The sequence below is a fragment of the Ensifer sp. Root31 genome (assembly GCF_001424825.1).
GTDB classification, from domain to species: Bacteria; Pseudomonadota; Alphaproteobacteria; order Rhizobiales; family Rhizobiaceae; genus Ensifer; species Ensifer canadensis.
In genome coordinates this window covers 43,558-63,047 of the sequence record NZ_LMCO01000013.1, presented here as the reverse complement: position 1 = coordinate 63,047, position 19,490 = coordinate 43,558, and the positions used below count along the sequence as shown (strand labels likewise).

Annotated in this window: 18 protein-coding genes; 6 read left to right on the top strand and 12 right to left on the bottom strand. The window is 62.6% G+C overall.

Annotation, left to right across the window (positions count from 1 at the left end; genetic code table 11):
- Window positions 1-42: 42 nt before the first annotated feature.
- The 4 genes from ASD00_RS14995 to ASD00_RS14980 form a co-directional block, all read right to left on the bottom strand.
- A complete protein-coding gene (locus ASD00_RS14995; protein ID WP_057207371.1) occupies window positions 43-1,455 on the bottom strand; it encodes a pyridoxal-dependent decarboxylase in 1,413 nt (470 codons plus the stop codon).
- 67 nt (window positions 1,456-1,522) lie between these two features.
- The gene (gene hpaD / locus ASD00_RS14990) at window positions 1,523-2,503 is read right to left on the bottom strand and encodes a 3,4-dihydroxyphenylacetate 2,3-dioxygenase (protein WP_057207370.1); all 981 of its coding nucleotides are present in this window, start codon (window positions 2,501-2,503) and stop codon (window positions 1,523-1,525) included.
- 45 nt (window positions 2,504-2,548) lie between these two features.
- Window positions 2,549-4,066: a 5-carboxymethyl-2-hydroxymuconate semialdehyde dehydrogenase gene (gene hpaE, locus ASD00_RS14985; RefSeq protein WP_057207369.1), complete on the bottom strand. Its 1,518-nt coding sequence runs from the start codon at window positions 4,064-4,066 to the stop codon at window positions 2,549-2,551.
- Between the two features lie 69 nt (window positions 4,067-4,135).
- Window positions 4,136-4,528: a 5-carboxymethyl-2-hydroxymuconate Delta-isomerase gene (locus ASD00_RS14980; protein ID WP_057207368.1), complete on the bottom strand. Its 393-nt coding sequence runs from the start codon at window positions 4,526-4,528 to the stop codon at window positions 4,136-4,138.
- 133 nt (window positions 4,529-4,661) lie between these two features.
- On the opposite strand from ASD00_RS14980, the gene hpaR reads away from it, so the two are divergent.
- A complete protein-coding gene (gene hpaR / locus ASD00_RS14975; RefSeq protein ID WP_057207367.1) occupies window positions 4,662-5,132 on the top strand; it encodes a homoprotocatechuate degradation operon regulator HpaR in 471 nt (156 codons plus the stop codon).
- A 17-nt stretch (window positions 5,133-5,149) separates the two neighbouring features.
- Here hpaR and ASD00_RS14970 read toward each other — a convergent pair whose 3' ends face one another.
- Genes ASD00_RS14970 through ASD00_RS14945 form a run of 6 tightly spaced genes read right to left on the bottom strand, consistent with a single transcriptional unit; the run spans window position 5,150 to window position 11,512 of the window.
- Window positions 5,150-6,163 (bottom strand): phosphotransferase, encoded by a 1,014-nt coding sequence (locus ASD00_RS14970; RefSeq protein WP_057207366.1) that lies wholly within the window; start codon window positions 6,161-6,163, stop codon window positions 5,150-5,152.
- A 7-nt stretch (window positions 6,164-6,170) separates the two neighbouring features.
- Window positions 6,171-7,454 (bottom strand): aminotransferase class III-fold pyridoxal phosphate-dependent enzyme, encoded by a 1,284-nt coding sequence (locus ASD00_RS14965; protein WP_057207365.1) that lies wholly within the window; start codon window positions 7,452-7,454, stop codon window positions 6,171-6,173.
- A gap of 1 nt (window position 7,455) precedes the next feature.
- Window positions 7,456-8,814, bottom strand: a complete 1,359-nt coding sequence (locus ASD00_RS14960; protein WP_057207364.1) for an aspartate aminotransferase family protein — start codon at window positions 8,812-8,814, stop codon at window positions 7,456-7,458.
- A gap of 18 nt (window positions 8,815-8,832) precedes the next feature.
- Complete coding sequence (locus tag ASD00_RS14955; protein WP_057207363.1) at window positions 8,833-9,480, bottom strand: HAD-IA family hydrolase; 648 nt, start codon at window positions 9,478-9,480, stop codon at window positions 8,833-8,835.
- Window positions 9,477-10,730 carry a Tm-1-like ATP-binding domain-containing protein gene (locus ASD00_RS14950; protein WP_057207362.1) on the bottom strand — a complete coding sequence of 418 codons (1,254 nt, stop codon included), beginning with the start codon at window positions 10,728-10,730 and terminating at the stop codon, window positions 9,477-9,479. The genes ASD00_RS14955 and ASD00_RS14950 overlap by 4 nt, the downstream gene beginning before the upstream one ends.
- Complete coding sequence (locus ASD00_RS14945) at window positions 10,730-11,512, bottom strand: IclR family transcriptional regulator (protein ID WP_057207361.1); 783 nt, start codon at window positions 11,510-11,512, stop codon at window positions 10,730-10,732. The genes ASD00_RS14950 and ASD00_RS14945 overlap by 1 nt, the downstream gene beginning before the upstream one ends.
- 307 nt (window positions 11,513-11,819) lie before the next feature.
- Here ASD00_RS14945 and ASD00_RS14940 point away from each other — a divergent pair, with 307 nt between their 5' ends.
- On the top strand, window positions 11,820-13,271 hold the full coding sequence (locus ASD00_RS14940) for an APC family permease (RefSeq protein ID WP_057207360.1): 1,452 nt from the start codon (window positions 11,820-11,822) through the stop codon (window positions 13,269-13,271).
- Window positions 13,272-13,330: 59 nt separating this feature from the next.
- Window positions 13,331-14,809: an aldehyde dehydrogenase gene (locus ASD00_RS14935; RefSeq protein ID WP_057207359.1), complete on the top strand. Its 1,479-nt coding sequence runs from the start codon at window positions 13,331-13,333 to the stop codon at window positions 14,807-14,809.
- Window positions 14,810-14,886: 77 nt separating this feature from the next.
- On the opposite strand, the gene ASD00_RS14930 is transcribed toward ASD00_RS14935, so the two are convergent.
- Window positions 14,887-15,399, bottom strand: a complete 513-nt coding sequence (locus ASD00_RS14930; protein ID WP_057207409.1) for a flavin reductase — start codon at window positions 15,397-15,399, stop codon at window positions 14,887-14,889.
- Between the two features lie 10 nt (window positions 15,400-15,409).
- Window positions 15,410-16,972, bottom strand: coding sequence for a 4-hydroxyphenylacetate 3-hydroxylase N-terminal domain-containing protein (locus ASD00_RS14925; RefSeq protein WP_057207358.1), 1,563 nt, complete (start codon window positions 16,970-16,972; stop codon window positions 15,410-15,412).
- 95 nt (window positions 16,973-17,067) lie between these two features.
- Between ASD00_RS14925 and ASD00_RS14920 the strand changes: the two genes are divergently transcribed.
- From ASD00_RS14920 to ASD00_RS14910, 3 genes are all read left to right on the top strand, one after another.
- On the top strand, window positions 17,068-17,949 hold the full coding sequence (locus ASD00_RS14920; RefSeq protein WP_057207357.1) for a helix-turn-helix domain-containing protein: 882 nt from the start codon (window positions 17,068-17,070) through the stop codon (window positions 17,947-17,949).
- Between the two features lie 592 nt (window positions 17,950-18,541).
- Window positions 18,542-18,835: a hypothetical protein gene (locus ASD00_RS14915; protein WP_128090486.1), complete on the top strand. Its 294-nt coding sequence runs from the start codon at window positions 18,542-18,544 to the stop codon at window positions 18,833-18,835.
- A gap of 78 nt (window positions 18,836-18,913) precedes the next feature.
- The gene (locus tag ASD00_RS14910) at window positions 18,914-19,474 is read left to right on the top strand and encodes a type 1 glutamine amidotransferase domain-containing protein (RefSeq protein WP_057207356.1); all 561 of its coding nucleotides are present in this window, start codon (window positions 18,914-18,916) and stop codon (window positions 19,472-19,474) included.
- Window positions 19,475-19,490 lie beyond the last annotated feature (16 nt).

The window sequence follows — 19,490 nt, the reverse complement described above, 5'->3', positions numbered from 1 at the left end:
GGTCGGGCGATGCCGACGGGCAGACATGTTTGATCCCGCAGATCACCGGTTAGCCATGCCCGCAGCGACCTCGGTGATGACATCGAAGGCGACATCGGCGTCCGCCTCGGTCATGTCGAACTGGCCTGCCTGGAAGCGGATGGCGACGCGGCCGTCGACCCGCGTCTGGGTCAGGTAAATGCGGCCATCGTCGTTGATGGCATTGACCAGCGCGATGTTGTGGGCGTCGCTGTCGGCGCCACCGCGATGGCGGAACGAGAACAGCGAGAAGCGCGGCGCGGTGACGATTTCGAAGTTTTCGTTCGCGCCGAGGCGCGCGGCCAGGCGATTTGCCCAGGCGACGTGGTTGCGGATCATCGTCTTCAGACCATCCAGCCCGTGGAAGCGCAGCAGGAACCACAGCTTCAGGGCGCGGAAGCGCCTTCCGAGCGGGATCGTCCATTCAGAATAGTTGATGATGCCGTCGCGGCCATGGGTCTTCAGATATTCCGGCTGGATCGCCAGCGTGCGGACGAGATCATCGGGATTGCGGATGAAATGGGCAGAGCAGTCGAACTGGGCGCCGAGCCATTTGTGCGGGTTGAAGACGACAGAATCCGCCTCTTCGACACCGGCCCAGAGCGAGCGGAATTCCTCGCAGATCATTGCCGACCCGGCCCATGCCGCATCGACATGGACATAAAGGCCGTGCTTGTGGGCGACGCGAACGACTTCGGCGATATCGTCGCAGGCGCCGGTGCTGGTGCCGCCGGTACAGGCAATGACGCCGGCCGGCAGGAAACCTGCGTCTTTATCCCTGATAATGGCCGCTTCGAGCGCTTGGCAGTCCATTGCGTGGAGCGGCCCGGCCGCCGGTATGCGCACGAGGTTTTCCTCGCCGATGCCCGACACCCAGATGGCCCGGTCGATCGAGGTGTGGACTTGGTCCGAGGAGTAGATGCGCAAGGGCGCGTGTGCGCTCAGTCCTTGCTTGTTGCCTTTCCAGTTCAAGGCGCGCTCGCGCATTACGAGTACGGCGGAGAGCGTGGCGGAGGACGCCGAGTCCTGGATCACGCCGGAAAAGCCGTCGGGCAGGCCGATCGCCTGGCGCAGCCAGTCGATCACCCTGGTTTCGAGCTCCGTGGCAGCGGGGGAGGTCTGCCACAGCATGCATTGGGCGGCCATCGCCGTCACCAGATATTCGGCGATGACGGAAACCGGGGCGGCGTTGGCAGGGAAATAGGCGAAGAAGCGCGGGTGCTGCCAATGGGTCATGCCCGGCAGGATGATGTTTTCGAAATCCTCGAAGATCGCCGCCATGTCCTCGCCGGTCTGGGGCGGCTTGCTCGTGATCTGGGCTGCGATCGCGCCCGGTGCCGTCTGGGCGCGAACAGGCCTGTCGCGCAGCGACGCCCGATAGGCCGATCCCCATTCCGCCGCTTTCTGCGACCACTCACCGAAAGTCTTCTCGTCCATAACGTTCCTCCCCTTGCGCCATTGGTGCCGGCCCTGTTGTGCCGGCATCCACCTTTCATGCCTCGATTTACGGGGCGATGATAGGTTGCGCCTTCAACGCCGGTTCCACCGTCTCGGCGTCTGCGAATTGGCTGCCCTCTTCGAACCAGGAGCGTGGCGCAGGCGCGCCCCAGAGCGTTTGGCGCTGCGGGTCCTTGAGATCCCATTTGATCGGTTCGAGATCGGGATCAACGGTCTGGTAGTCCGAGCAATAGATCTCGATGCGGTGGTTGTCGGGATCGCGGACATAGAGGAAGAAGGCATTGGAAATGCCATGACGTCCGGGGCCGCGCTCGATATTGGCGAGCCAGCCGGAGGTCGACATCAGGTCGAGCAGGTCGATGATGTTGAGCGGCGTCGGCACCCAGAAGGCGGTATGATGCAGGCGCGGGCCGCGACCATTGGTAAAGGCGATGTCGTGTACGCCGCCCTTGCGGTGGGTCCAGGCCGCCCAGAGCCGGCCGGTCTCCTCGTCGGCCGTATACTCGGTCACCCGGAAACCGATCTCGTTATAGAAGGCGACGGCGTCGTCGACATTGGGCGAGAAGCAGTTGAAATGGTCGATGCGCAGCGGCTTTACGCCGCGATAAAGCGCATATTTCTGATGGATCGGCGGCAGGCGGTCCATCTTCGAATAGAATTCCAAGGGAATGCCCTGCGGATCGCGGGTGCGGAAGGTGCGCGACTGATAGGGCCGCTCGATCCATTCGACCGGCGACCCCTTCTGCTTGAAGAAATGCGCCGCCTTGTCGAGGTCCTCGTCACCAAAGACCTTGAAACCGAGATCGCGGGCTTCGGCAGTCGCTGCCTTCTTGAGGATGATGCAGTGATGCCCGCGTTCTTCCATGGCGCGCAGGTAGATCGTGTCGGCCGTCTCGTCGGTCACCTGCAGGCCCAGCACGTCGACATAGAAGGCGCGCGATTTGGCGAGATCGGTAACGGCGAGTTCGACATGGCTCAGCCGCACGATGTTGAAGGGCGGGTGAAGGTTCGGTTTCGGTAAGGGCATTCTTGTCTCCTCCAGTTTTTGGGCGGCGCGGTTCGTGTCTCGCGCTCAGCCGCCGAGCTTGGCGATCGCATGCGCCGAGCTGGCAAACGCGATGTTCTTGGTTTCCATGTAGAAGTCGAACGACCAGTCGCCGCCGTCGCGGCCGATGCCCGAGCTTTTGACGCCGCCGAAGGGCGTCGGCAGATGACGGACATTCTCCGAATTGACCCAGATCATCCCCGCCTCGAGATGATCGGTGAAGCGGAAGGCGCGCGTGATGTCGGAGGTCCAGAGGTAGCCGGTAAGGCCGTATTGAACGTCGTTGGCAAGTTCCAGCGCCTCCGCCTCGTTCTTGAAGGCAATGGCGGTCAGGACCGGCCCGAAGATCTCCTCCTGCGCGATCCGCATGGAATTGTTGGCGCCGGTAAAGAGCGTCGGCTGGACGTAGCAGCCGCCACCGGGGCCGTCGAATTTTGCACCGCCGGCAGCAACCGTCGCGCCTTCCTTCTGGCCGATGCCGATATATTCGAGCACCTTTTTTTCGTGCTCCGGGTGGATCAGTGGGCCGACGACGGTTTCGGGGTCGAGCGGATGGCCGATCTTGATGCGCTTGGCCTTTTCGGCAACCAGCGCGGTGAAGCTGTTGTAGATGCTGTCTTCGACCAGCAGGCGGGAAGAGGAGGTGCAGCGCTCGCCGTTCAGCGAATAGATCATGAAGACTGCGGCGTCCGCGGCGAGCTCCAGATCGGCATCGGCAAAGACGACGACCGGATTCTTGCCGCCGAGCTCGAAATGCACGCGCTTCAGCGTGTCGGCGCCCTGTTTCATGATCAGCGATCCCGTCCGGCTTTCGCCGACGAAGCCGATGGCCTTGATGGCAGGGTGTTCGGTCAGCGCCTTACCGGCGTCCTCGCCAAAACCGTTGACAAGGTTCCAGACGCCCTTGGGAAGGCCGGCTCCCTCGGCGATCTCGACGAGCAGGCGCGCCGTCAGCGGCGAGAATTCCGCCGGCTTGTGGACGATGGTGCAGCCGGCCGCGAGTGCCGGCGCTATCTTCCACGTCGACAGCATGAACGGCGTGTTCCATGGCGTGATGATGCCGACCGGGCCGATCGGCACGCGCGTGGTCATGTTGATCTGGCCCTCGGCGCGAAGCACCTTGCCGTCGCGGGCCTCGGGCGCCCGATCGGCAAAGAAGCGAAAGTTCTCCGCACCACGCAGAGCGGCCTTGGCCATGAACTTGAGCGACTGTCCGGTGTCCATGCATTCGACGAAGGCTATCTCCTCGGCGCGCGCGACGATGGCATCGGCGATCTTGTGGAGAAGTTTTTTGCGAGCGTCGCCCGACATGGCGGCCCAGGCCGGGAAGGCCTCCTTTGCGGCGCGGGCGGCGCGGTCGATATCGGCTGCCTTGCCGCGCGAGACGGTGGCAAGCGGCTTGAGGTCGACCGGCGAGATCGTCTCGAAGCTGTCGCCGTCCAGCGCCGGCACGGCTTCGCCATTGATGTGGTTCGAGACGCCGTCCGCGCGGAAGCGAGCGAGATACGCTTCAGCTTTCTGGAGGTTCTCGTTGAGTTTGGACATTGCATTCTCCAATCGTGGTGCGCGGCTGTTCGTGCGGGCGCAGAAACGTCTTGCCGACTTCTGCCGGCGTCAGGTGCCCTGCTTTCGAAGGCGCGGGTGGATCGCGTTCTTCTTCCAGCTGAGATCCGGGTCGATTTCGCGGATCTCCAGGCTGAGGGCGAAATGAGGTGTGTCGAAAAGGCTTGCGAGCTCTTGTGTGACGGCATCGAAGATGGCCGTCCCGGTCGCCTGCTTTTCGGCGTCCGAGCGGCCCCGGCCGATCCGGAAGGACATGTCGATGAAACTGTTCTCAGGCAAGAGATCGGCAATCGCGTATTCGGCGCTGCGGATTGCGCGCACGCGAACGGCGCCGGTTTCAAAGAGGCCGGTGCCGAGGATGGTCTTGTGGATCGTGCGGCACAGGCGGTCGAAGTCGACGCGCTCGTCCAGGTTCGTGGAGTATTCGATCGTGAAGTGCGGCATTTCCCGTCCCCCGTGTCTCTCTGTTTATTAATTAACACGTTAACAATATGCCGTTCCGTGTCAAGCGACTTTCGCTGTCGCCCGAAGCTCGCCGGCAATTGCAGAAAGGTGAAAAATCGCCCATAGATCGCGCATGAGCCGTGCGAAAACCCCGATCGAGCTTGGGCCCGACGCCCTTCTTCCCCACAATACGCGTCGGTCGCTGCCGATAGCGCTTCTGCGCGCGCGCGAGGCCGTGATGGGGCATTTCCGGCCGATGCTGGCACGTCACGAAATCACCGAGCAGCAGTGGCGCGTCATCCGGATCCTCGCAGAATCCGGCAAGGTCGATGCATCCGAGATGGCCGACAAGGCCTTCATTTTGGCGCCGAGCCTCACGCGTATCATCCGCTCGCTCGAGGAGCGCGGACTGATCACCAAGCACAAGGACGCCGACGACGGTCGTCGCGTGCTGCTCGAGATCGCGCCCGCTGGCATGCGGGTCATTGCCGATGTCAGCCCGGAAAGCCGGGCGATCTACGACCAGCTTGAAGCGCGCTACGGCCGTGAACGCGTCGAGGTGCTGCTCGACATGCTGGACGAACTCGCAATGCTCGGCGATTGAACGGGCACCTGCAGACCTCATGCGGGAACCGGTAGCGCTTGCGCCAGCAGCAGGGCCTCATCCGCGTAACGACGCACACGCGCCTCCGCGTCCGGAAGTTCCGGGCGCGCGGCAAACCAGCCGATATAGGTGAGGCTACGAAGCGCCATGAAGATCGGCAGCGCCGAAAGTGCCGGATCCGTCAATGGGCGCTTGCTTCTGTATCCTTCGATCAACGCCCTTTCGATCGCCTCGTAGGCCGGTTCATTGCGGTTCTTCAGGAGCGCCGTCGCGATATCGAACAGGCGAAAGCCGAAGCCCGCGTCGTCGAAATCGATGAACGCCACGCCGTCGTCACAAACCAGCACGTTCTCGCGCACGAGGTCGGCATGGACGAGGCCGTAGTCGAACTCGCCCGCAGGCACGTTTTCCAGAATGCTCCGAAGCCGATCGCGCAGAATGCCGAGGCCACACCTCTGCTCGACCGACAGGCCCTCGCAATCCCAGAAGCGGCCCCAGACCGGCCTTTCGCCAAGCAGGCCCGCGATGTCCCAGGCAGGACGTTTGAAGCCTGATGGCGCCGACCAGCGATCGGCAAGGTTGTGCATGTCGGCCATCATTGCCCCAAGCGCATGAAACAGGACGATCTGCCTCTCACCGCTATGCGCGAGCGGAACGCCGCTTTCACCGAGCGGCGAGCCGTCCAGCCAGCTGACGATATCGGCATGCTGTGCGCCAAAATCATCGGTCGGGTCGAGATGCACGAGAAGACGGCCGTCCGGTGTCGCAATCGCGCTAGGCACCGTAAGGCCGCCGTCGCGCAAGGCTGTCATCCACTGCAGTTCGGAGCGCAGCGCGGCCTCGTCGTGATAACCCGGTCGGTGCAGTCTGAGCGCAGCCGGCTCGCCGTCGGCGAGGGTGACCCGGAAGACGGCGTTCTCCCGATATTTCAGCAGCTCGGGCCGCACGTCGGCAAGTCCCCAGTGGGTTATGGCCTCCAGTGCGCGGGCCTCGAGTGCTAGCAGCAGATGTTGTGGCAGATGCTCGGCCATGGCGCGTTCACAAGCCTGAAAGCACGTCGTCGAGGGTCGAAAGCATCAGGTCGGCGTTCTCCTTGGAGAACGGCATCGGCGGGCGGATCTTTGTCGCGCATTGATGGATGCCGAGCTTGCCCATCAGCACGCCACGCTCGCGCATGTCGTTGATGACCTTGGTGGCGAGTTCGGCGGCCGGCGTCTTGTTACCCCGGTCGAGCACGAGTTCCGCTCCGAAGAACAAGCCGCTGCCGCGCACGTCGCCGATGATGGCGTGCTTGTGCCTGAGCCGGTCGATGCCGGCCTTGGAATAGGAGCCGACCTCGCGGGCATTATCTACAAGCTTTTCATCCTCGATGACGTCGAGCACGGCCATCGCCGCGGCACAGGACACCGGATTGCCGCCGAAGGTGTTGAAGTAGCGGAACGCCTTGCGGAACGTGTTCAGCGCATCGCTGCCGGCAACGACGCCGCCGATCGGATGGCCGTTGCCCATCGGCTTGCCTAGCGTGACGATGTCGGGGGTGATGCCGGCCTTCTGGTGGCCCCACATGTGCCCGCCCGTGCGGCCGAAACCGGGCTGGACCTCGTCGGCAATCACCACGCCGCCGGCTTTCCGCACGGCCGCAACGGTCCTGTCGAGGAAGCCCTCAGGCAGATCGGGGAAGCCCTCATTGGCGAAGAACGGGTCGATGATCAGCGCGGAAAAACCAAACGGGCTTTTCTGCAGCTCGGCGATCGCCTTTTCCACTTCGGCCGCAAACGCGATCGAAAAGGCTTCGCCGGAAACGCCGCCGAGTAGCCGGTAGCTATCCGGTGCCGGCACGTGGCGCACATGGCCGCCGAAGCCGCCGACCGGCGGCATCCGGGTGGAAAGCTGCGAAACGGAGGCAGTGTTGCCGTGATAGGTGTGATCGGTGGCGATGACCCCGGTTTTTCCGGTCACCGCCTGAGCCATGCGCAGGGCAATGTCGTTGGCCTCGCTGCCGGTGCAGGTCAGGATCGCTGTGTCTAGACTAGGATCGAACGTCGCGGTCAGTCGTTCGACATAGTCGAGGATACCCTCGTGCAGGTAGCGCGTGTGGGTGTTCAGCGTCGATGCCTGCCGGGCGATTGCCTCGACCACGTGCGGATGGCAATGGCCGACATGCGGCACATTGTTGTAGCAGTCGAGATAGCGTCTGCCGTCGGCGTCAAAGAGCCAGACGCCTTCTCCCCGCACGATGTGCACCGGGTCGCTGTAGAACAGCGACATGTTCTTGCCGAGCAGCCGGTCGCGGCGTGCCAGCAGCGCTGCGGTGTCGCTCATGTCATTTGCCTCCGGCAGCACTCAGGCCGGCGTCGAGCGCCGAAAGAATGCGCGTGACATCCTCGGCAGTGATCACGAGTGGCGGCGACAGGATCACATTCGGGCCGGAGGTTCGGACCATGACGCCGGCCTCGTAGGCTGCGTCCTGGACCTTCTGGATCACATCCTTGGCGGCGGGCGACTTCTTTTCGCGATCCGACACGAGTTCGAGCGCGCACATCAGGCCCTTGCCGCGCACATCGCCGATGAGGTCGTGGTTGGCCTTCAGAGCTTGCAGGCCGGCCATCAACTCCTCGCCGCGCGCGCCCGCATTGGCCGCCACATCAAGGCGTTTTGTTTCCTTGAGGGTTGCAAGGGCGGCAGCCGCACCGACCGGGTGACCGGAATAGGTGTAGCCATGGCCGATCGAACCGGCAGCCGTCCTGTTGGTCTCGAAAGCCTCGGCAACCTTGTCCGAGATCATCACCGCGCCGAAGGGATAATAACCGTTGGTGATGGCCTTGGCCGTCGACATCAGGTCCGGCTTGACACCCCAAAGACGCGAACCGGTCCAGGCGCCGGTGCGGCCGAAGGCGGTGATCACCTCGTCAGCAATCAGCAGGATGCCGTGGCGATCGCAGATCTCGCGCATTAGCGGCATGAAGGTTTCGTGCGGGACGATCACGCCGCCAGCACCGAGAACCGGTTCCATGATCAGCGCGGCGATGGTGTCGGCCCCCTGGAAGGCGATCTCGTCTTCGAAGAGGCGGGCAATGCCCCTGGCGATCTCGGCGCCGTCCGTCGTCGCGAACGGATTGCGGTAGGTATAGGGGGCGGGAAGGTGGAAGACGCCCGGCAGCAGCGGCTCGTAGTTGCGGCGGAAATTAGAGTTGCCATTGACCGACGCGCCGCCGAAATGCGTGCCGTGGTAGCCCTTCTTCAGCGCGACGAATTTGGTGCGCTCCGGCTGGCCGTTGAGCTTGTGGTACTGGCGGGCGAGGCGAAGGCAGGTCTCGACCGAGTCCGAGCCGCCCGAGGTGAAGAACGAGCGGCTGAGGCCATCCTCCTTGAACCATTCGGCAAGTTCATAGGAAAGCTCGATCAGCGGCGAGTTGGTGGTGCCGCGGAAGGTCGAATAATAGGGCAGGTCGTCGAGCTGATCGCGGATCGCCTTCTTCACCGGCTCGCAGGAATAACCGAGATTGACGTTCCACAAGCCGCCGACCGCATCGAGTACCTTCTTGCCGTGGATGTCGACGATCTCCACGCCCTCGCCGGCATTGATGATGCGCGGCGGCGTCGCGTGCATTTCGGCGGGGTGTGCCATCGGATGCCACAGGTGGCGGGCGTTGTTCTCGATGAGGAAATTGGTTTCGCGCATGTCTTGCTCCTGGTCAGTTCAAATGCCGAGCATCCGGAGGGCTCTGGCGTAGCTTTCGGCGGGTCTGGTGACATCGAAGTGCACGTTGGGCAGGGACACTGCCTCGGCGCCCTCAATGTTCTTTTTCTGGTCGTCGACGAAGACGCAGGCCTCTCGCGGCAGGCCGAGCTCGGAAAGTGCGAGTTCGTAGGCCCGCGGGTCCGGTTTCAGGATGCCGGTGTAGGTGGCATCGACGATGACGTCGAAAAGCTGGATCAGCGGGAAGCGCTTGCGAAACTCGACCCCGTAGAAAAGATCGAGCTCGTTGGAAAGAATGGCGAGCCTGATACCGGCGTCCTTGGCCTGTAGGATCGCATCGCGCGCTTCCGGGCGCAGCACCAGTTCCGGCTCGGCGCCGCGCGCGCGCTGGACGAAGGTCTTCATATCCGTCCAGTCTTCACCGACGAGGCGCCCGACTTCGCGGGTGCGCTCCGTCCAATAGTCGCGCTCGGTGATCTCGCGCCTCTGCATCGACACCCAGAGTGGATCGGTGGCGGTGTCGAACGGCCCCCGCCAGGTCAGGCTGCCGGGGGCAAGGCCGAGCGCGCGCTCGGTGACATCGTGGGTTTCAAACAGCGTGCGTGTAACGACGCCGCCGAAGTCGAGGATGAGAGCGCGATCCGTCACGGGCGGCCTCCCGGGATCACGCCGCGGGCGATCCAGTCGTCGAAGATGGCGAGCGCCTTTGCCGAAAACTCCGGTGCGTTGATGTGGCTGTCGATTTCATGAAGGCTGACGGAGGAGGGGACGGCGCGGCGCATCTCGTCGATGAAGGCGTCGAGCGCTTCAGGTTCGTGCAGCGGTTCCTCCGGCTTGTCCCATTCCTGGATGCCCTTGAGCGGCAGGATGAAGGCGACTTCGGCGCGGGTGTCGGCGAGCTTGCCGCCGATGATGCGGGCGATCTCGCGCCGGTCTTCAGGCGATGTCGTCACCGAACCGAGCAGCCGGTTATGCGCATGGTAGGGCCGGTCGGCGAAAGCAGCAGGCAATGCCTGCCAGGCGGGCAGGTCGACCATATCGACTGCTCCCGGTGCGACAAGCTGCGGAATTCCGACGCGGCCGGCATTTTCCAACCGGTCGGGGCCGGAGGTGACGACGGTGCCGTGATGATGGTTGCTGACTTCCTGGATGCAAAAGTCGAAGACGGCCGTAAAGCCGTTCTGTGCGGCAATCGCTTCGAAGGCGCGGCCGCCCATGCCGGTTGCGTGAAACACCGCGACATCATAGCCGCGCCGTTCCAGTTCGGGCTTCAGGTATTTCATATATTTGAGGCAGCTCGACCCCAGCGAGGTCATGCCGATCAGCGGGCGGTCCTTGTCCGGCTTGGTGCCGAAACGCGCAGCTCCGACGACGGCGCCACAGGCTTGCGAAAGCACCGATCGGCAAATGCCGTTGAGGCCGTAAAGCCCGCCGGCCCAAAGGATCATCATCAGATCGGGCGCGATGCGCTCGGGCGGGAGCAGGTGCGAATAGGCGATCGTCGAAACGACGAACTTCGGCACGCCGAGCGGCAGGGCCGCCGCGACATCGAGCGCCAGATCCGTGCCCATCGAGCCGCCGAGAATGATGACGCCATCGGCCTGCCCGGCATCGTAGAGGGTGCGGGTGAGGGCCGCCGCCCCTTTGGCCATCAGTTCCATCGCGCTGTTTTCGTCGCCGCTCGCCGCAATCGCTGCGATCGAGGTGCCGGCCGCATCGGCGATATCGTGGCGCGAATATTCCGGGGCATAGGGTGGGTCACCGAGGATGCTGACATCCATCATGACAGGCAGGCCGCCGGCTTCCCGGATGACGGAGGCCATGAATTGAAGTTCTTCGCATTTGGTGTCACCCGTTCCGACGACGAGGATGTTGGGTAGACGGTTCATCGCATTCATCAGCCGGTCTTCCTTGCCAGCGGATTGGCAGTCACCTGCTCCAACCCAAAGAATTTCTCCGAAATGCGTTTGGCGATCGCTGCCGTTGCCGGTCCGAGTTGCTCGATCGTGTCGGCATTGGCGCGGACCTGCGGTGCGGCAACGGCAATCGCGCCGATCGGCACGCTGTTCGGCGCACGGATCGGCGCGGCGACACTGATGACGCCGCTCTCAAGTCCCTGCTGGCTGATCGAATAGCCGCGGTGGACGGTCTCCGCGAGCAGGCGGAGAAGTTCCGTTTTCGAAGTGATCGTGTGTTCGGTGAAGGCTTCAAGGGGCATGGACAGTGCATCTTCGACCTGCCTTGGCGGGCAGAAGGCAAGGAAGGCGTGGCCGGACGCGGTCGCATGGAACGGCAGCGCGCTGCCGATATCGACGATAACCCTATGGGCGCGCGGCGAATCCTCCACGTGGACGGTCGAAAGTCGGCCGGCGACGAATTCCGAGAGATGCACGGTCTCGCCTGATGTGCTGGCAAGCTCTTTTACGAATGGAATGGCGAGCGTGAGAAAGGGGAACCGTGCTTCCCGGATGCGGGCAAGCCGGACCGGCGCGCCGCCGATGCGGTAGCGCTTGGTATCCGGATCCTGTTCGACGAAACCGTGTTTTTCGAGCTCGACGAGAAAGCGTCGCGCTGTCGCCTTGTCGAGCGCGCAATGCCTGGCGATGTCGCTCAAGCCCACTTCCTTGTCCAGCCGCGAGATCGCGTCCAACAGGGTCAGTGCCTTACCGATGGTGCTCATCCAGTCCTCCGTCGCCGAGCGCCGCCGCCAGTGATCCCGATGCCTGTTCCCTTGATTTCCAGGCGGTTTGGCCGCCCGTATCGCGTTTTTATCCGGCCGAGATACTTAACATGCGAAATAACTTGACAGGTCGCCGTGGCATTTGCAAGTCTATATTTGAAGCAACGGTTTGAATATTGAACCGATTATTGCGCGCGGCCAAGAACAAAAAGCAACATGGTCAGCAGCAGCTTCGCGGAGGATGCCTTTGGAGAGATGGACCTGAGGCGAAGGCAAATAGTGCCAAGAAAAGGGGAGCTAAGAAGCTATGGACAATCAATCGTCGCCCGCAACCGGCGCCAACCAGTTGCGCAGGAATGCGCTCGGAGTCGGTGCCGTCACATTTCTCGTGGTATCGGCCGCCGCGCCGTTGACGGCGGTCGCCGGCGGTGTGCCGCTGGCAATGCTGCTCGGCAACGGCGCCGGCATTCCCGGCACGTTTCTGCTGGTCACGCTGATCCTTCTGATGTTTTCGATCGGCTACGTCGCCATGGCGCGGCATATCCGCAACGCCGGCGCCTTCTACGCCTATACCGCGCAGGGGCTCGGCGGGTTGATGGGCGGTGCCGCCGCGATGATCGGGATCCTTGCCTATAACGCGATGCAGATCGGCGTCTTCGGCCTGTTCGGCGCGGCGACCGCCGGCCTCTTTGCCGGGCTCGACCTCGACCTGCCCTGGTGGGTCTGGACCTTCATCGGCATCGCGATTGTCGGCGTTCTCGGCTACCGCCGCGTCGACCTGTCAGCGAAAGTGCTGACGGTGCTCGTCATTCTCGAATATCTCGTCGTGCTGGTCATCGACGTTGCGATCATCGCCAAGGGCGGCGACAGCGGCCTGACGATGACGTCCTTCGCGCCTTCGGCCCTGATGTCCGGCTCGCCGTCGATCGGCATCCTGTTCTGCTTTGCAGCCTTCATCGGCTTCGAGGCGACGACGATCTACAGCGAGGAAGCCCGCGATCCGCACAGGACCGTGCCGCGCGCGACCTATATTTCCGTGCTGATTATCGGCGTTTTCTACATGCTGACATCCTGGCTGATGGTGAATGCGGCCGGTGCAGACAAGCTGGTGCCGGAACTGCAGGGCCTTGCCGACCCGACCACCTTCCTCTTCGGCCTGGCGGAACGTTATGCCGGAGGCTGGCTGCCGCCGATCATGAATGTACTCTTCGTCACCAGCCTGTTTGCCGGCGTGTTGGCGTTTCACAATGGTGTCGCCCGCTATCTCTACGTCGCTGGCCGCGAGCGCCTGTTGCCGGCTTCGATCGGCGTCACCCATCCGGTCTACCATAGCCCGCACGCCGGCTCGGTCATCCAGACGATTACAGCTGTGCTTGTCGTTGCGCTGTTTGCGGCAACCGGACAGGATCCGGTGCTGGCGCTGTTTTCCTGGCTGACCAATGTCGGCACGCTGGCCGTCATGGTGCTGATGGCGTTTACCGCCTTTGCCATCGTCGCTTTCTTCAATCGCAATCCGGGATTGGAATCGAATGCGCTGGTGACCAAGATCATCCCGGTCATCACAGGCATCATCCTGATTGCAGTGATCATCGCCATTGCGATCAACTTCGGCGACCTCGCCGGCGCCACCGGTCTGCTTGCGGTCTTCCTGCCCGGACTTGTCGTTATCGCTGGCGTCATCGGGCTTGGCTTGGCGGCGATGCTCAAATCGGGCCGTCCGCTCGAATTTGCCCGGCTTGGCGCCGGCCAGGAGATCTGATCCGATAGGGGCGGCCGAGCAATCGGCCGCTCTTCTGCCTGACACATGGAACAGAAAACATGCAGGAAAAAATCGACCAGTTGCGCCGCAATGTGGTGCCGTCGCAAAAGCTTTTCATCGGCGGCAATTGGCGCGACGCACAGTCCGGCAGGACGCTGGATGTCATTTCCCCGATCGATGGTACGCAACTCACGACCATCGCCGATGCTGATGTCGACGACGTCGACGCCGCTGCGCGTGCGGCCCGGGCGGCCTTTGAGAAGGGCACATGGTCGAGGGCTGCACCCGCGGAGCGCAAGAAGGTGCTTCTGCGCATAGCCGAACTCATCGAGAAAAATGCTCTCGAACTTGCAGTTCTTGGCGTGCGCGACAATGGCACGGAAATTTCGATGGCGCTGAAGGCTGAGCCCGGCAGCGCCGCCGGTACCTTTCGCTACTATGCCGAGGCGATCGACAAGGTCTACGGCGAGATCGCGCCGACCGCTGATAACGTGCTCGGGCTCGTTCATCGCGAACCCGTCGGTGTTGTCGCCGCTATCGTTCCCTGGAACTTTCCGCTGATGATCGGCGCCTGGAAGATCGCGCCGGCGCTCGCGGCCGGCAATTCGGTCATTCTGAAGCCTGCAGAGGGCGCGTCACTGACTTTGCTGCGGCTCGCCGAACTTTGCGCCGAAGCCGGCCTGCCTGAGGGCGTGTTGAATGTCGTGACGGGAAGGGGATCAGTCACCGGCGAGGCGATCGGCCTCCATGCCGATATCGACGTGCTGGCCTTTACCGGTTCGGGAAGCGTCGGTCGGCGGCTGCTTGAATATTCGGCGCGATCCAACCTCAAGCGCGCCTATCTGGAGCTAGGCGGCAAGTCGCCCAACATCGTCTTTGCCGATGCCCCGGATCTCGATCAGGCGGCCAAGATCTCCGCCTATGGTATCTTCCGCAACGCCGGCCAGGTCTGTGTCGCCGGCTCGCGCCTGCTGGTGGAGCGATCGATCCACGAGACCTTTGCCGAAAGGGTTGCGGCGATCGCAGCAAACATGAAGGTCGGCGATCCGCTGCTGCTCGCAACCGAAGCCGGTGCGATCTCCAGCGAAATCCAGCTTAACAAGAATCTCGGTTTCGCCGAGCAAGCGATAGCCGAGGGCGCGCGGCTGAGGGCCGGCGGCAAGCGCATCCTCGAAGACACCGGCGGCTTCTACATGCAGCCGACGATCTTCGACGTCGAGCCTGGGATGACGCTCGCCAAGGAAGAGGTCTTCGGACCAATCCTGTCGATCATCCCCTTTGACGATGAAGCCGATGCGCTCCGCATCGCCAACGGCACCGAATACGGGCTTGCGTCTGCCGTCTGGACCGCGAACCTGTCGCGGGCACATCGCATGGTGCGCTCCATCCGGGCCGGCGTCGTGCATGTCAACACCTATGGCGGCGCCGACAATACGGTGCCGCTTGGCGGAGTGAAGCAGTCGGGCAATGGCCACGACAAGTCACTGCATGCGCTCGACAAATACACCGACCTCAAGACCGCCTGGATCCAGCTCTGAGGGCAGCGAATAATCGCCACCAAACGAAACGGGCCGGAGTTGAACACCAGCCCGTTTCGTTTTTGTATTTCGGTATTCTACCCGCCGAAACTGCCGAGCTGTGTTGGCACGTGCACGTAGTTGCGATCGAAGTAGAGGAGCGCGTTGCCGTCGCTGCGCGATCTTATGCCGACGACGCGGCCGATCAGGATGTGGTGGGTGCCGAGCAATCTTGCTTCCGCCAGTTCGCAATCGAGCGAGACGATCGCATCCTTCACAGCGAGACTTCCCGACTGCATCTCGACCCAGTCGGCGGCGGCATAGCGGGTTGCCATGTCCCGTGTCGCGCCGGCGAAATGGCCGGCGAGCTCGGTGTGGTCGTGGCTGAGCACATTGACGCAGAAGCGGCGGTTGTCGATGAACAGGCCGCATTGCGTCGAGTTCCGGTTCATGCAGACGAGCAGGCTCGGCGGGTCGTCGGTCACCGAGCACATCGCCGTTGCAGTGAACCCGCCGCGCCCGGCGGGTCCATTGGTGGTGACGACATTGACGGGCGCACAGACCCGCGCCATCGCGTTGCGGAATTCGGTCTTGGAGATAGCCGTTTCCATGGCAATCGCCTCACTCGGCCGCATTGCGGATCGGCGTCTCGGCGCCGATTGGCGGCAGCCAGGTGTTGCCGGTCCAGCCATGCTGGTCGTAGTCGCTCATGCAGGTGTCGACGAGGGCTTCCATCTCCTTCAGGCGTCCGCCGCGCTCGGCGCCCTTCAGCACCTGCAGGCGGACTTCTTCAGGCGCGCCGGCATAGTTGAGTTCATAGAGCGCATGGCGCCCGCCGAACTCGGTGCCGGTCGCGTCCCACAGCAGCTTCATGATCTTGATGCGCTCGATATGCTCCATGTCGTTGGAGCCGCGGACATATTGCGCGAGGTAGCGATCGATCTCGCCATTGCCGAAATCCTTGACCGACGACGGCAGGTAGATGAGGCCGGAGGCGATAACCCGGCGAATGGTGTCGACCACTCGCGGATAGGCTTCCGACATGAACGTTCGGTAAGAGAGTGCGGCTTCGAGATTGGGCAGAACGGCGCCATCCGCCCACGGGATGGGGTTGTAGGCCATGGCATTGGAAAAGCTCCAGAACATGTGCCGAAGCGCAATGACCTCGCCAAGGGCTGCCTGGTTGCCGCGAAACGCGTCGCCGCCGGTTGCCCGCAGTGCCTTGGCCAGCAGGCCGGCGAGGAAGTCGAGCTTGACGGCAAAGCGGGTGCAACCCTGGAAGCAGTAGCCGTGCATGAAGCCCGATGCCGGATGAAACGAAAGGATCTTGGCGGCATCGCGCAGCACGAGCACGTCCTCCCAGGGCACGAAGACATTGTCGAGCACCAGGATGGCGTCGTTTTCGTCGAAGCGCGACGACAGCGGATAGTCGAAGGGGTGGCCGACGGTGTTGGCCGTCTGTTCGTAGGAAACCCGGCAGAACATCTTGATCCCCGGCGCATTCATCGGGACGATGAACATCACCGAGAGCGACGGATCCTCGGTCACTGTTGCCGAGCTCTGGGCAAGGAAATTATAGTGCGTCAGCGCTGACGACGTCGCCACCACCTTGGCGCCGGAGACATAGATGCCGGTATCGGTTTCCTTGGTGATATGAACGAACACGTCTTTCACCGCACCGGCAGGTTTATGCCGGTCGATCGGCGGGTTGACGATCGCGTGGTTCATGAACAGCGCCGCTTCCTGGGCGCGTTTGTGCCAGGCGAGTGCATTGTCCTTGAAGGGTCCGTACCAGGAGGCGTTGGCGCCAAGCGTGTTCATCAACGCCGCCTTGTAGTCGGCCGTGCGTCCCATCCAGCCGTAGGACATACGCGCCCATTCGGCGATCGCGCCCTGCTGGGCAACGAGGTCGGCAGACGATCGGGCGACGCGGAAATATTTGTGGGTGTAGCCGCCGGAGCCGGTGTCAGTGGGGGCGGTCAGGGTCTCTTTCCTCGCCGGGTCGTGCAGCGCATCGTAGAGCCTTGCCAGCGAGCGGGCCGAATTGCGCATGGCCGGGTGCGTGGTCACATCCGCGATGCGCTCGCCGTTGATATAGACCTCGCGGCCATCACGCAGGCTTTCGAGATATTCGGCCCCGGTAAACGGGCGCGCCTTGTCGGCGCGAAAATCCTCAGCTCTCACGGTTCTCCTCCTTGAGTTTCGTCAAGACTAGGCATTGATTGTCGAGGCAGCCATGGACAGAATGCCAAAATGACTTGCACTTTTTCGGGTGGTTGATGGCCGACATCATTCCAAGCTTCTTTGTCTACGGCGAACCGGAACAACAGCTCGAACCGGGGTTCTTCCACGTCGAAACGGTGATGGCTCGGCGTGGACTGCATCAAGGACAGGTCAGGGCCCATAAGCATGATCAACTTGCCCAGGTGACCTACTGGTTTCGCGGACGTGGGTCGTATTTCATCGAAGACAAGGTTTTGGACTTTTCCGCGCCAGCCGTCAGCTTCGTGCCAAGCGGTATCGTGCACGGTTTCTCCGTCGAACCGCTGGAAAGCGATGCTTTCGTAATATCGATCGCCGACGGCTTGATGCTGTCCGCCCGGGAGAGAACAGTCCTGGCGCTCGATGCGCCGATCATGGTTGCCGGCGCCCGGGACGACCGGCAGTGGCAGCGCCTATCGTCATTGATGGACATGATCGCAGAGGAGTACGGCACGGGAGCTTTCGGTACCCAGTCGATGATGGCATCGCTGGTATCGGCGATCCTGACGCAGATCGCGCGCCTTGCCACCGCCGCGCCATCGCCGTCGCAGTCCCCCGATATGATACTCGCAACACAGTTGCGGCGCATGATCGATGCGCATTTTCGCGAGAACTGGACGGTTGGGCGCTATACGAGTGCTCTTGCGACCACCCCGCACCTGCTTGCCAAGGCCAGCAATGCCGCGTTCGGGATGCAGGTGAAGGAACTGATCAATGAGCGCCGGCTGCTGGAAGCCAAACGTCTGTTGCTTTTCACCGTTCGATCACTGGAAGATATAGCCTACGAGATCGGACTGAAGGATGCCGCCTACTTCTCCCGTTTCTTCCGCTTGCGTACCGGCATGGCGCCAAGCGACTGGCGACGGCTCAAGCTGGCGGACGCGATCGTGCCATCCTGATTACGACTTCGCCTATCTGTCCCGACAATGCGCTCATCCATGCTTCATTACGGACCGCCGAGTGGAAGAAATCCCGATCGGATCCGGCCCGACAAAGTGTCTTTGCCGTGCCGATCAAACAATTTCCGGGATAATCATGATTGGGCCTTGAAAACCCTGAGCCACTGACTATTTAGGGCATCACTACCCGTATCGATGGCGTCCTGCAGCGGCTAAGCCCGCGCGTTTGACGTTGTCCGGGTCAAGAAAGGGCGCTCCCCGTCAAGGGTCGAGCGCCCTTTCTATTTCGGGGCTCTCCCGCATCGGGCGGCGGCGGGCCTGCCGTCCGTCAGCTTGCAGGTGCTGTGGTCACGAGACGTCTGCCGCCCTTCGCGTTTTCCGGGCGGTGAACCGTGTTGTGATGGAACAAACGCGTTTCCGGTGTATTGTTGTTACGGGAGGCCCCAAGATGTCAGTCCGTCACCCGAAAGGCAGACGCACGTCCGCAATGCTGCTGCCGTCAGCGCAATGGCCACGTCACGCGGCGACGGCTCAGGCGCGCCGTGCCTGGCTTCACGCGCTGTTGGGACGACCGGAGCCGGAGGATCGCGTGTTGCGTGAGAGCCAGGTGGCAGATGCCGGCGACGGCGGGATTGTCAGCGCCGGGGTTTATTTTGACGAATCCACAACGGTGAACCGGCAGCCGCGTCCTCACGATTACAGTTCGGCAGTGTCAGCGCAACAAGCGCCGGCGTCTGCGGCAACCACCGACGTCGATGCTTCCGGCGGAGCCTTGTGGAACGCGCTTTTGGGCGACGACACATCCCACGGCATGCAGCGCTTCGCCAGGCTGATCGCCCTTTTCATCCTTCTTTCCGGGCTGGTGTTCTGGTTGCTTGCGCCCTGAAGGGCTTGCAGAAGGTCGGAACCATTTCATTCGCAGCCGGTTCTACCCCTGGGTTCACAAACCGGGAAGGACTTCGCCATGCCATCGATCGACACAGCCAAAATTCTGATCCTCGCTACCGACGGCTACGAGCGCTCGGAACTGCACGTCCCGCGCGACGAACTGTCAAAGCGCGGCGCCAAAGTGACCATCGCATCGCTGGAAAAACGGGCCATCAAGAGTTGGGACAAGGGCGACTGGGGCGACACCGTTGACGTCGACCTGACGGCAAAGGACGTGTTCGTGCGAGACTTTGATGCGCTTGTGCTGCCAGGCGGGCAGATCAACCCGGACCTGCTAAGGAAGAACCCCGACGCGATGCGCGTCGTCACCGATTTCGTGCAGTCGGGCAAGGTGGTGGCAGCCATCTGTCATGCGCCGTGGCTGCTTGTCGAAGCCGACGCCTTGAAGGGGCGCAAGGCCACGTCCTATGCCTCCATCCGCAAGGATGTCGAGAATGCCGGCGCGCAATGGGTCGATCTGAAGGTCGTCAGCGACCACGGTATCGTCACCTCCCGCTCGCCCGACGATCTCGACGCCTTTGTTGCCAAGATCGTCGAGGAGATCGAAGAGGGTCGCCACGATCGGCGTGCCGCTTAAGCTCGACAGAACGAGG

Coding starts and splice junctions, on each gene's coding strand:
- ASD00_RS14995 (WP_057207371.1), bottom strand. CDS start 1,455: ATGGACGAGAAGACTTTCGGTGAGTGGTCGCAGAAAGCGGCGGAATGG.
- hpaD (WP_057207370.1), bottom strand. CDS start 2,503: ATGCCCTTACCGAAACCGAACCTTCACCCGCCCTTCAACATCGTGCGG.
- hpaE (WP_057207369.1), bottom strand. CDS start 4,066: ATGTCCAAACTCAACGAGAACCTCCAGAAAGCTGAAGCGTATCTCGCT.
- ASD00_RS14980 (WP_057207368.1), bottom strand. CDS start 4,528: ATGCCGCACTTCACGATCGAATACTCCACGAACCTGGACGAGCGCGTC.
- hpaR (WP_057207367.1), top strand. CDS start 4,662: ATGAGCCGTGCGAAAACCCCGATCGAGCTTGGGCCCGACGCCCTTCTT.
- ASD00_RS14970 (WP_057207366.1), bottom strand. CDS start 6,163: ATGGCCGAGCATCTGCCACAACATCTGCTGCTAGCACTCGAGGCCCGC.
- ASD00_RS14965 (WP_057207365.1), bottom strand. CDS start 7,454: ATGAGCGACACCGCAGCGCTGCTGGCACGCCGCGACCGGCTGCTCGGC.
- ASD00_RS14960 (WP_057207364.1), bottom strand. CDS start 8,814: ATGCGCGAAACCAATTTCCTCATCGAGAACAACGCCCGCCACCTGTGG.
- ASD00_RS14950 (WP_057207362.1), bottom strand. CDS start 10,730: ATGAATGCGATGAACCGTCTACCCAACATCCTCGTCGTCGGAACGGGT.
- ASD00_RS14945 (WP_057207361.1), bottom strand. CDS start 11,512: ATGAGCACCATCGGTAAGGCACTGACCCTGTTGGACGCGATCTCGCGG.
- ASD00_RS14940 (WP_057207360.1), top strand. CDS start 11,820: ATGGACAATCAATCGTCGCCCGCAACCGGCGCCAACCAGTTGCGCAGG.
- ASD00_RS14935 (WP_057207359.1), top strand. CDS start 13,331: ATGCAGGAAAAAATCGACCAGTTGCGCCGCAATGTGGTGCCGTCGCAA.
- ASD00_RS14930 (WP_057207409.1), bottom strand. CDS start 15,399: ATGGAAACGGCTATCTCCAAGACCGAATTCCGCAACGCGATGGCGCGG.
- ASD00_RS14920 (WP_057207357.1), top strand. CDS start 17,068: ATGGCCGACATCATTCCAAGCTTCTTTGTCTACGGCGAACCGGAACAA.
- ASD00_RS14910 (WP_057207356.1), top strand. CDS start 18,914: ATGCCATCGATCGACACAGCCAAAATTCTGATCCTCGCTACCGACGGC.